11 protein-coding genes and 1 pseudogene are annotated in these 12,450 nt (G+C 42.4%); 1 reads left to right on the top strand and 11 read right to left on the bottom strand.

The window, feature by feature from the left end; all coding sequences use genetic code 11:
* Window positions 1-32: 32 nt before the first annotated feature.
* Entirely contained in the window at window positions 33-773 is a 741-nt protein-coding gene (gene porT / locus DD657_RS03045) for a type IX secretion/gliding motility protein PorT/SprT (protein WP_068689742.1), read from the bottom strand.
* A gap of 158 nt (window positions 774-931) precedes the next feature.
* Between porT and DD657_RS03040 the strand changes: the two genes are divergently transcribed.
* Window positions 932-1,687, top strand: a complete 756-nt coding sequence (locus DD657_RS03040) for an SDR family NAD(P)-dependent oxidoreductase (protein WP_287048432.1) — start codon at window positions 932-934, stop codon at window positions 1,685-1,687.
* Window positions 1,688-1,726: 39 nt separating this feature from the next.
* On the opposite strand, the gene DD657_RS03035 is transcribed toward DD657_RS03040, so the two are convergent.
* The 10 genes and pseudogenes from DD657_RS03035 to DD657_RS02990 form a co-directional block, all read right to left on the bottom strand.
* Window positions 1,727-2,110 carry a DUF8439 domain-containing protein gene (locus DD657_RS03035; RefSeq protein WP_021988985.1) on the bottom strand — a complete coding sequence of 128 codons (384 nt, stop codon included), beginning with the start codon at window positions 2,108-2,110 and terminating at the stop codon, window positions 1,727-1,729.
* 254 nt (window positions 2,111-2,364) lie between these two features.
* Window positions 2,365-3,450: pseudogene (locus DD657_RS03030) on the bottom strand (DNA polymerase III subunit gamma/tau); the annotation flags it as partial.
* Window positions 3,451-3,577: 127 nt separating this feature from the next.
* Entirely contained in the window at window positions 3,578-4,330 is a 753-nt protein-coding gene (locus DD657_RS03025; RefSeq protein WP_118773587.1) for a tetratricopeptide repeat protein, read from the bottom strand.
* A gap of 121 nt (window positions 4,331-4,451) precedes the next feature.
* Window positions 4,452-6,281, bottom strand: a complete 1,830-nt coding sequence (locus DD657_RS03020; RefSeq protein WP_021988988.1) for a BatD family protein — start codon at window positions 6,279-6,281, stop codon at window positions 4,452-4,454.
* Window positions 6,282-6,329: 48 nt separating this feature from the next.
* On the bottom strand, window positions 6,330-7,139 hold the full coding sequence (locus tag DD657_RS03015) for a tetratricopeptide repeat protein (RefSeq protein ID WP_021988989.1): 810 nt from the start codon (window positions 7,137-7,139) through the stop codon (window positions 6,330-6,332).
* 107 nt (window positions 7,140-7,246) lie between these two features.
* Complete coding sequence (locus DD657_RS03010; RefSeq protein WP_021988990.1) at window positions 7,247-8,290, bottom strand: VWA domain-containing protein; 1,044 nt, start codon at window positions 8,288-8,290, stop codon at window positions 7,247-7,249.
* 102 nt (window positions 8,291-8,392) lie between these two features.
* A complete protein-coding gene (locus DD657_RS03005) occupies window positions 8,393-9,385 on the bottom strand; it encodes a vWA domain-containing protein (RefSeq protein WP_287048427.1) in 993 nt (330 codons plus the stop codon).
* A 24-nt stretch (window positions 9,386-9,409) separates the two neighbouring features.
* Entirely contained in the window at window positions 9,410-10,417 is a 1,008-nt protein-coding gene (locus DD657_RS03000) for a hypothetical protein (RefSeq protein WP_021988992.1), read from the bottom strand.
* Window positions 10,418-10,498: 81 nt separating this feature from the next.
* Entirely contained in the window at window positions 10,499-11,368 is an 870-nt protein-coding gene (locus DD657_RS02995; protein ID WP_021988993.1) for a DUF58 domain-containing protein, read from the bottom strand.
* Window positions 11,369-11,413: 45 nt separating this feature from the next.
* Window positions 11,414-12,409 carry an AAA family ATPase gene (locus tag DD657_RS02990; protein ID WP_021988994.1) on the bottom strand — a complete coding sequence of 332 codons (996 nt, stop codon included), beginning with the start codon at window positions 12,407-12,409 and terminating at the stop codon, window positions 11,414-11,416.
* Window positions 12,410-12,450: the final 41 nt, after the last annotated feature.

The following is a 12,450-nucleotide window of genomic DNA, read 5'->3' as shown; positions in this document are numbered from 1 at the left end:
TTATTCCGAAAGTCATTTTCCCCTAAACCTTTCTACTCGAAATTAAAGCAAAGAGTAAACATACGGGCCTGTAGCTTTTTCAATGCAGCAGTATAGCCTTCGTATCCCGGATTTTTCGAATCGTATTCCCGGACCAATGTATTGGTTAATCCCAAAGAAAAACGTAATTCGACACCCAATTTAAAATAAGGTAAATAAAAATCGCATCCCAATCCGGCTTCCAGAAATACGTCTATAGGTTTGGTCCTGAAATATACGCCCTTATCCAGATCCAGCCGGTCATGTTTCTGAAAATCATATTTCAAACTGGTACCCGCAGTCAGATAAGGACGGAAATTATTCAATCTCACAGCCTTATATTTCAACATAAAAGGCAGTGTAATATATACCGACTCGTTGTAGGCAGCAACTTTACCATCTTTCTCTCCGTATTCATCCAGTTCTTCAGGCACATTCGTATAAATCATGCGGCGTGTTCCGAATTCCAAACCCGGTAAAAAGCGAAATCCCAGATCATCGGTAATCCGCAACTCGGAGATAATACCGACTAAAAAACCGACATCCATCTTCCCGGTTTCAGCACGATATGCATTGGCTCCGGACATAAATACCCGATAATCCATATAGTTTACCCCCAGGGTAAAACCGAAGTGCAACCAGGTACGGTCACCGCGCTGATAATTCAGGATACTTGTATTCCGTAATATTTTCTGAGCATTGGCAGCAGATACCAACATCATTAAAAGCAATATAAATCCGAGTCGTTTTACCATTCTGTATATATTCCGGAACTAAAAGCACCTGATAACATCAGCGAAAATATACAATTTTAAGCGAATGACCATTTTTTCTCTTATAATTTTGAATTTTAACATCCCAAAATGACGTAAAACCTATAACTTCGTAACCGTATAACAGAAAAACACCCAAAATGAAAAAAATAGCACTAATTACAGGAGCGACCTCCGGTATCGGCAGGGCAACAGCTTTACGGGCAGCAGAAATCGGTTATGATCTCATCATTACCGGTCGTCGTCAGGAACTTTTAAACGAACTGGCCACCGAAATCCGCCGGCAAGGGCGGGAAGTTTTACCCTTGTGCTTCGACATCCGGAAGGCAGAAGAAGTAAAGAAAGCCATTACAGACCTGGAAGAGAAATGGCAAAACATAGCCGTTCTGGTCAACAATGCAGGATTGGCCGTAGGTACCAGTCCTATACAGGAAGGTATCATCGATGACTGGGAAAGAATGATTGACACAAACGTAAAAGGACTTCTTTATATCACCCGGGAAATCGCACCTCTGATGATCCGGAACAATAACGGACACATCGTAAACATTGCCTCAATTGCCGGCAAGGAAGTGTATCCCGGAGGTAATGTATATTGTGCCACCAAACATGCCGTAGATGCTCTTTCCAAAGCCATGCGTACAGATATGCTCAAACACAATATTAAAGTGACGAATATAGCCCCGGGAATGGTTGAAACGGAATTTTCAATTGTCAGATACAAAGGAGACACGGAAGCAGCCAAGAACGTATATAAAGGCATGACACCGCTCACAAACGAAGATATTGCAGATACGATCATTTTCGCAATCACACGTCCTGCACACGTTTGCCTCAATGATATCGTCATTATGCCGACAGCACAAGCAAATTCCCGTGACGTATACCGGAAATAAATCCGATCGTTCTTTTGCTGTTTTACAGCAAAAGAACGATTATTCGAACTCCAGACCGAACATCCTTTTCATTTCGGCAACAACCGGATTTTCCTTTATAAAATATTCCAGTTTATCCTGAGAAGTAATCAGCCGGCGTTCTTCCTTACCTTTCGTATCGTCAAAAAAGCGTAATTCCAGCGACAAATGCCCGTTATTCAGATGTTTCATCAATGCATTCTGAATACTGCTTTTAATAGCCTCAACCTTCTCGTATTGCAACTTATTGTCGACTTCCAACACAACATCTTCTCCCTGTACCAAAGGTGTATGTGTTTTCAAAGCAATAGCTACTGTCGTTTCAAGTGCATGCGACCGGATATAAGCATCCAAAGCCGCAACGACCTTTTCACTGCCGAAAGCCTCCCGCGCTTCGACCTGCACGATCTGTTCCCCGACAGACTTCGGTTTCGAAACGTCATAGCTTTGGGCTGTCTCGGCGAAAGCTTTCTTTAATTTAAATGAAGCCGGGGGCTTTATCTTTTCTTCTTCTCGGCGAACTGAAGTTGTAACAGGAGGGATATTCGTAACGGGAACAGATGCGGCTACAGCAGATTCCCCGAATTTACCGGTAAATCCATCAATTTTTAAAAGTACCCCTGATTCAGAGGCTTTCAGATTTTTTTTTTTAATTCATTGATCTGACACAAACGGATAAAAGCCACTTCTACACAAAGCCGCTTTTCCATCCTCACCTTATATTGCATCTCACATTGCTCCACAACCTTCAGGGCCTCGTATAGGAAATCCACGGCACATTCGGCAGCCTGCCTGATATAGCGCTCACGGATACTTGCACTGACTTCCAACAATTGAACCGTAATCTGATCTTTAGCCACCAATACATCCCTGAAATGCTTACCCAGCCCACTCACCAGATGGCCGGCATCAAAACCTTTCTCCAGAATTTCATTAAAAAGCAACAGCGCTTCGGACACCTTCCCGGCATAAAACAAATCCGTCAACTTGAAATAATAATCGTAATCAAGAACGTTCAGGTTGGCAATAACCTTTTCATAAGTCAGCTCATTTCCACAAAAACTAACAACCTGATCGAAAATAGAAAGAGCATCCCGCATAGCTCCATCAGCCTTCTGAGCAATAATATCCAACGCCTCATCCTCTGCCTTTACTCCTTCTTTAGAAGCAATATATTTCAAATGCCCGACCGTATCTCCGACTTTCATCCGGTTAAAATCATAAATCTGACAACGAGACAAAATAGTCGGTAATATCTTATGTTTTTCCGTAGTTGCCAGAATGAAAATGGCATGGGCAGGCGGCTCCTCCAAAGTTTTCAAAAATGCATTGAATGCCGAAGTACTCAACATATGCACTTCATCGATAATATAAACACTGTATTTCCCGATCTGGGGTAAAATACGTACCTGCTCCACCAGTCCCCGGATATCGTCAACACTATTGTTGGAAGCCGCATCCAGTTCATGAATATTCAACGATCTCCCCGAATTGAAAGCTTTACACGACTCACATTCGTTACAAGGCTCCGCATTCGGCTGCAGATTCATGCAATTTATAGTTTTGGCAAAAATACGGGCACATGTCGTTTTCCCAACTCCCCGGGGACCGCAAAACAGATATGCCTGAGCCAATTGGTGGTTCATAATGGCATTCCGCAGCGTAGAGGTAATTGAAAGCTGACCAACCACCGTATCGAAACTGGCAGGCCGGTATTTTCTTGCTGAAACTATAAAATTATCCATAAATCACTACTGAAAGCAACAAAGATTCTGCCGTAAAGTTAATAAGCTTTGACAGGTTTAGCAAGCCTCTGGTGCTTTTTAAATATTAAAAATCAATGATGCTCTGACAATCAAAGTCTTCCGACAATTATATTTTTTCCACATCGTTTTTTGCGACCCACCCCTCATTTCCGTCCTCCAAACGGATATTTACCCAATCTCCCAGAGATTCAATCACTTTTACCTTCAAACCTTCATGAATGACAAATAAACTCGTTCCGCTTGCATCAGGAGCTCCCTTTACGGTCACACTCGGCGTTACCACGATAGCGTTATCCCGCTCCACAATCCGGTTATTTTGCTTCACACTGAAAACAATCGTCATTACCGTAAAAAATAACAGTACGAATCCCAACGTAAAACCGGTTTTTTTCATCCATACCGAAGAAGAATAGAAAAACAGGGCAACCATTCCCAAAAACAACACAAACAATACGACTGAAATATACGCCCATTGATCGGCAGAAAACCAGGAAATCAAAGCCTTATACCACCTGATAAAAAAAATCTCCGGCAACACCTCAATCTTGTCTACCACTTGATTTTGAGCCATTTTCAGATTATATTGAGCATCCTTATTAGCCGGGTCTAATAACAAGGCCCGCTCATAATTCAATATGGCTTGCGTATTCTCGCCCAACTTATAATAACAATTGCCGAGATTATAATACAACGCAAAAGATTCCTGTCCGTCAGCCAATATCTTCTTGTAAGTATCGGCTGCCTCCAGGTATTTCCCGGCCTTATATTCGTCCTCTGCCTGCTGGTTCAGGCTCTCACCGGCAGCAAAGCTACATAACGATAACACAACGAACGATAACAACAATACTATTTTTCTCATGGTCTTTTATCTTAAGTCACCCGACTCATTTATCATTTTCGTAATTCCTATAAACATAAAGAACCATCTCCGGATCAGATCGTCAATTTTTATAACAGACCGATCTGATTTCATCCGTAAATTACTTTATGGCCTTATCCAATTTCGTAATAACCGTAATTCCATCCGTATACACTTTATCCATTTCCTGGTCGGGATTACCGGCAGGGGCATAACGGGCAAATTCACAGGTATCGAGAACACTTATAAACTCTTGTATCAGAACGTTATCGACAGATTTCCGTTGCAAAATCTCATTGATATTATCCCGGTTCAATTCGGCCTTATCGATATTCAGTTTATAGCTGACATATCCCCACATGGCTTTCAATACTTCGTCGTAAAATAACTCCGTATTATGAACTTTCATTGCCCGGTCTGCCGCTTTCATCCGTTTTTTAGCCATCTTGTTGGCTGCTTTATTCTTCACCCTCACCAAATCAGCATTGGCTTTAATTCTTCTCCGGTTAAGAATTGCTCCGATAACAAACAATACGAACGGTATGATAAGGGCCAACCAATAAGAAGTCGTCCCGAAAAAGCGACTGCCTACGGGATGTAATTTCAAATCTCCCGTACGAATATAGCGAATATCTTTACCAAGCTGACGGACATCCTCCTTCTTAAAGGATTGTACCGCACTGATACCGCTTTCCCGGCTGTTTTCATTTCCTTTCAACACGTGTATTTTATACTCATTCCCCAATATTGTCCGGTAACGATAGGTATTCGGATCAAAAAAAGAAAAACTGGGAGCAGGAATCGTATAATCACCGGCATAACGGGGTATCAGCAGATACTCAAAAGTAACGGTACCCGTCATTCCGTTTTCTCCGGTATTGATATCTTTGTTTACTTTCGGCTCATAACTTTCAAAATCAGGCGGGAAATTCATCTTCGGGGCTTCCAGCAACTTCAAATTTCCGGTTCCCTGAAATACGATCTTATAAGTAATCGCATCATTAGCCTTTAACGTATCCGTCGAAACGGAAGTACGCATGGAAATATTCCCGACAGTGCCACTGAAGCCGAGAGGCCGGTTTTCCACCGGCAATTCTTTTACATGTATCTTTACCGGCTTACTCAACCGCATAGCGCGTACATCCCGGTAATTTCCGAAAAAATCGTCAAAAAAACTGCGGGAATTCGCTAATTGTTGACGGACAATACATTCCAACTCAAAAGGCTCTATCGTCAATTCTCCCGTATGTTGCGGAAACAACAAAACCTTGCGGATGATCCCTACATTGTATATTTTTCCGTCATAATTCTCCCGCACCAACTCAATCTGTTGGGGTGTCGGTATTTCCTCCGCCAAAAAGCCATCAAAAGAAGGAAATTTACTGCGCCCGAAACGCACCAGATCCACCTTCGAATATACTTTTATCGTTGCCACCACACTCTCCCCGATATAGATATTCCGCCGACTGACATCCACCTTCACAAATAAATTATCTTCATTAATTGCAGCCGTTGCATCAGGTTGTGCCGCCCGGTTTTTGTTCTGCTGCTCATTCTGGGCAGCCTTGTTCCCACTCCCTTTGATCACCTGAATAGACAATGTATTGGAACGGTATTGTTTGCCGTCTATGGTTATCGTTGCTCCAGGAATCTGATAAGTACCTTCTTTTGTCGCTTCTAAAACGTAAGTATAGGTATAAGCGACATTCTGCGTTACCTTTCCGTTTATACTTGTAAAGGAGGAAGAGGAACCCATACTCGGCCCCATCAACCGGTCAAACCCTTCCAATGCCGGCACCTGCAGACTTGTTCCTTTTCGGTTAACCGAATAGGATAACCGGAATTGTTCCCCGATTTCAACGACGGAAGGTGCTGAAGCTTCAAACTCAACCCCTTGCCCAAACACGTTCAAACAACTGAAAAACAATAATATAAACCCTAATACTTTCATTTGTATATTTTTTAAGCCTTTAGACTTATATTTTATCAGTCCGCAAAATTACCAATCTTTTTCGATTTTCATTTTTTTAGCCTTCTGTTGTTGTACTTTTTCTTTCTGCACCTTTTCCTGCACTTTCTTTTCATCATTCTGCAAGGCCTCTAACAACCGCTGCGCATCCTCCTTTGAAATCTTGTTCGGCTGCTGCTGTTGCTCCTTATTCCGGTCCTTGTTCTGATCTTTATTTTGGTCCTGCTGGTTTTTATTCTGATCCTGCTGGTCTTTGTCGTTCTTATCTTTGTTCTGATCCTGATTTTGTTTATCCTGATCTTTCTGATCTTTATTCTGATCTTGTTGATCCTTGTTCTGATCCTGATTCTGGTCTTTATTTTGATCCTTCTGATCTTTGTTATCCTTATTCTGATCTTTATTTTGGTCCTGCTGGTTTTGTTGTTTCTTATGACGGGCAAACTCCAAATTGTATTTCGTTTCTTCAGAACCCGGACGATTTCTCAAGGATTCCTTATACGCCTCTATACTTTCGTCAGTCTTTTCCATCGACAGCAAAGTATTACCGATATTATGATATAATTCTCCGAGTTTTTCCGGATTTGTTTCCTGCTTTGCCAGATTAACAAACTGCTGCAAAGCCTCATCGTACTTTTTCTGTTTATAAAGGGCATCTCCCAGATTAAAAGCCGCTTCATACGATTCGGCCTGCTTATCCAATGCTTTTCGATACTCTACTTCCGCTTTTTCAAAATCCTGCTTATTATACAGTTCATTCCCTCCCCGTACAAATTTCCGCTCCTTTTGGGCTGTTGCTGTAAAAGCCATCGAGATCAGAAACAATATCAACGCTATTTTCATATCATTCTCTAAATTGTAGATTTAAAATCAAGATAAAAAACTTTGACCGTAAATCAAAAATCATACTAAAAACGAACTCATCATCCACCCGCAGGTCCAAACAAAATTTACTCTGTTTTCTCCTTGCCGGTTTTAAATATATTGATCTTCATAAAATGCCTGTTCTTCCGGCCCAGAATCATAAACTCAATAAACACGAAAAATAAGCCTGCCAAAAAGAAATATTGGTATTTTTCAGCATAGTCACTGTATACCCTTTCTTCCAATAAAGCCTTTTCCATTTGGTTCACTTCATCCAACAAAGTATTCAGACCGACTTCCGTATTGGTAGCCCGGACATATAACCCTTCGCCCGCCTTTGCTATTTCCCGCAAAGTCTGTTCGTCCAGCTTCGATATAATTACATTCCCCTTCCCGTCTTTCATAAATTGTCCCGGATTTCCTTTTTGAGGAATAGGGGCTCCTTGTTCCAACCCCATACCTATAGTATGTACATATATACCTTTTTCGTGGGCAGCACGGGCAGCAGCAACCGCATCATCCTGATGGTTTTCTCCATCCGTAATCACGATAATCGCTTTAGAAGCCTCCGTTTCCGGAGTAAACGATTTAGCCGCCAAATCGATCGCAGCTCCGATCGCAGTACCTTGTACAGGCACAATATCCGTATTGATCCCCGATAAAAACAATCGTGCAGAAGAATAATCGGTCGTTATCGGCAACTGCACATAAGCATCTCCTGCAAACACAATTAACCCGACTTTATCATTTGATAATTTTTCGATCATTCTGGAAATGGCCAATTTTGCTTTTTCCAAACGACTCGGCTTGATGTCCTGTGCCATCATCGAATTGGATACATCCAGCGCAATCATCAACTCTATCCCTTTTTTCTGCACCTGCTGTAACTTCGAACCGAACTGCGGTCCGGCAGCTCCTGTAATGACAAACAACAAGGCCAATAAAATCATGACAAATTTCCAGGTTCCCCGTTTAAAAGAAAGCAAGGGCATCAACGGAGCAAGTAATTCCGGATTACCGAATTCGGCAATGGCTTTTTTCTTCCGGGTCAACATCACGACATAAAAGACAATCAACAACGGAATAATGATCAACAGATATAACAGTTCCGGATGTGCAAATCTAAACATGACAACTAATTTTAAATTTCAAATCTCAGATTTCAGATTTTGGATTCCCTCTTCTTCCATTTCACAATTTACCATCTAAAATCTACAATTTACAATCATTTATTATGGAATTTTCCGTAACAACGTGTATCTCAATAGTGCTTCACCTACCAATAATAATACCCCGATAAGACCGAACCAGAAATATTGTTCCTGTTTTTTACTGAAATGCTTTACTTCCATCTTACTTTTTTCCAATTGGTCGATTTCCTTGTATATCTGTTCCAGCTTACTATTATCAGTGGCCCGGAAATACTGTCCTCCGGTCACGGTAGCAATTTGCCTCAACACATCTTCATCAATTTCCACCCGCATATTCTGTAATTGTACCCCGAAAGGAGACGGAACCGGATAAGGAGCTTCACCATATGTACCGACACCGATGGTATATACCCGTATACCGTAAGTTTTCGCCAACTCAGCTGCCGTCACCGGAGCAATAGCCCCCCGGTTGTTCACCCCGTCGGTCAGCAATATGACAACCTTCGATTTTGCAGGACTGTCTTTCAGGCGGTTTACGGCATTTGCCAATCCCAACCCGAGGGCCGTACCATCCTCAATCATCCCGCTCTGCACTTCACGCAGCAAATTAACCAGCACCGCCTGATCCGTCGTCAAAGGACATTGGGTAAAACTCTCTCCCGCAAACACCACCAAACCGATCCGGTCCTGAGGACGTTCGAGGATAAATTTTGTAGCCACCTCCTTAGCCGCTTCCAAACGGTCCGGGCTAAAGTCTCTCGCCAACATACTGGTCGAAATATCAAGCCCCAATACAATATCGATTCCCTCACTCGTATAGGTCTGCCAGCTATTACTGGACTGCGGACGCGCCAAAGCGGTAACCAGAAAGACAATAGCCAGAACTTTCAGAGCAAAAAGCACGTGCCTTAACCATACCCGTCCGGCATGCCGTATTCCGCGGAAAGCCCGTAAGGATGAAAATTGCAAATCGGCATGCGATTTCTTCTCCTTAAAAATATACCATAAAATCATCGGCAACAACAGTACCAATAAAAGAAAGTATTTCGGGTTGGCAAATTCAAATCCAAACATATTCGATAATTTTAAATCCGATATTTATTCAGCATCGGCCAGTTTCTCGGTCTCCTCCTCTTCTGCCTTCATCATTTGAGCTTCCAGCTTCTGCTGTTCCTGTTTTATCTTCTGATTCGTATGATTCACAAATTCATAAGCGATATCCAGATTATGGGCATTTTCATTCGGTAAAGGTGTCGCTTTGGCAAATTTTACAAAATCTGCCGTCTGCAACAAACCGGTCAGCTTCTCCCGCTCCTGGGCCTCTACTTTATCGTTATTTTCCAACGCCCGGAGTATCTCGAAAGAAGTCTGTTCCATCGCCGCGATTCCGAGTTCCCCATCGATATACTGACGTACGGTATCCGTCAATTTCGTATAATATTCTTTCACCCGTCCGGATTGCCACAACTTCTCGTCTTTTAAACGATCCAACGATTGTATAGCTACAACATAAGGCGGGATGACGACTTCCTCCCGCTGGAACAATGGCTTATGCTTACGGTAACGTATAACAAGCCATACGACGACCGCTATAACGACCAATCCCAGCAATGTCCATAACACATACGGCAATATTTCCATAAACGACCAGGGGGCATCGTAAGGAGAAACGATATCGTAATTTCCCTTGCTCTCCTCGACCTGATACGTATTTACAACAAATCCTAACGGATCCGTCCGCAAAATGTTATTGTAATTGTCATTCTCAACGGTAATCGGCATCTGGGGAATCATGTATACACCCGTATCGAAAACAGTAATGACATATTTTTCCTCATACAGCCATTTTCCATCCTTGCCTTTCAGAGAATCCCGGACAGGTCCGGATATAATCTCAATACCGGCGCTCACGGTATCTTTCAGCTGCGGAAACAAAATACGCAATGGAACATCGCTCTTCACCTTAAACGACAAATGCTGCTGATCACCGATCATCATATAGGTCGTATCCAGTTCTGCCCCGTATTCAATATTCTGAGCGCATACAACTCCGGCACTCACCGAAAGAAATAAACCTAGGAGTATTTGTTTTAAAAACCTCATCATACATTTACCTGTTATGATTTATCGTCTGCAATAGATTCATCCGGCAATAGGACAAAACCGCAAACTTAAAATCAACGTTTTTTATGCTCTCTTCTTAAACAAAGCGATCAGAGCCCTTACATAATCCTCATCCGAACGGATATTGGCAACATCAACACCGGCCCGCTTAAACGAATTTTTCAGTTTCTGCTCCTGTTCGAAAGCATATTTTTTATAATAATCCCTCAAGCGTTTATCCGACGTATCCACCCACATCCGTTCCCCGGTCTCCGCATCCGTCAGATACATCAGGCCTACCGGCGGCAATTCGTCTTCCCGTCTATCGTACACCCGTAAAGCGACAACATCATGCTTACGGTTCGCAATCGAAAGAGCATGTTCGAAATCATGCTCATCGATAAAATCAGAAAGTACAAAGCAGGTACAACGCTTTTTCAGAGAATTGGTCAGATACTCCAGCGCAGCAGCTATATTCGTCTGCTTATCCTCCGGATAAAAATCAATCAGCTCTCGGATAATGTGCAAAATATGAGTCCGCCCTTTTTTAGGAGGTATAAATTTCTCAATCCGGTCGGAAAAGAATATCACCCCAATCTTATCATTGTTTTGTATGGCAGAAAAAGCAATCACAGCAGCAATTTCCGTAATCTGATTTTTCTTCAGCTTGGAAACCGTGCCGAAATTGCGGGATCCGCTCACATCGATCATCAACATAACGGTCAATTCCCGTTCCTCCTCATATACTTTAACATAAGGATGATTATGGCGTGCCGTCACATTCCAATCGATATTCCGGATATCGTCACCGTATTGATACTCCCGTACTTCGCTGAAAGTCATACCCCGGCCCTTAAAAGCTGAATGGTATTCTCCCGCAAAGATATTACTGGACAAGCCCCGGGTTTTTATCTCGATTTTCCTTACCCGTTTTAATAATTCAGATGTTTCCATAAAGTACAAAAATAGTATAACCTGAACGCCTTCTCTGATCCCCGATTAAGGCACCTCAACGGCATTCAGCACTTCATTGACGATGTCTTCGCTGGTGATATTATTGGCTTCAGCCTCATATGTCAATCCGATACGGTGACGCAATACATCCGGACATACGGCCCTTACATCCTCCGGAATCACATATCCCCTTCGTTTGATAAAAGCAAAAGCCTTAGCTGCTTTGGCTAAACTGATACTGGCACGCGGAGAACCACCGTAAGAAATCATATTGGTAAATTTCTCCAAACCGTTCTCTCCCGGATAACGTGTTGCAAAAACAATATCGATAATATATTTCTCGATTTTTTCATCCATATATACCTCCTTCACCACTTCACGCGCCTTTATGATATCTGCCGGTTTCAAAATCGTTGAAGCTTTAGGGAAAGCTTTGTCCAGATTTTGCTGGACAATTAATTTTTCCTCTTCTTTTTTCGGATAATCAATAACCACTTTCAGCATAAAACGGTCGACCTGCGCTTCCGGCAACGGATAGGTACCCTCCTGTTCGATCGGATTCTGTGTCGCCATAACCAGGAAAGGTTCCTGCAAACGATAAGTCATATCTCCGATCGTCACCTGACGCTCCTGCATAGCTTCAAGCAATGCCGACTGCACTTTCGCCGGAGCCCGGTTAATTTCATCGGCTAAAATGAAATTTGCAAAAATAGGTCCGTGTTTCACCACAAACTCCTCTCTTTTCTGTGAATAAATCATTGTACCGACCACATCCGCAGGTAAAAGGTCAGGCGTAAACTGTATACGACTGAATTTTGCATCGATTGTTGTAGCCAACGTATTAATTGCCAATGTTTTTGCCAATCCGGGGACACCTTCCAGCAAAATGTGCCCGTCAGACAACAAGCCTATTAACAACCCCTCCACCAAATGCTTCTGTCCAACAATTACTTTGTTCATCTCCATGTTTATCATATCGACAAAAGCACTTTCCTGCTGAATGCGATCATTCAACGCTTTAATATCAACAGTATTCATCATAAAACATATTTATTATTGAGTTATTAATTCACTTTCACCCT

It is taken from the genome of Culturomica sp. (assembly GCF_003524185.1).
Taxonomy (GTDB): Bacteria; Bacteroidota; Bacteroidia; order Bacteroidales; family Marinifilaceae; genus Culturomica; species Culturomica massiliensis.
The sequence above is the reverse complement of the archived record's forward strand: the minus strand, read 5'-3'. Positions and strand labels throughout refer to the sequence as shown.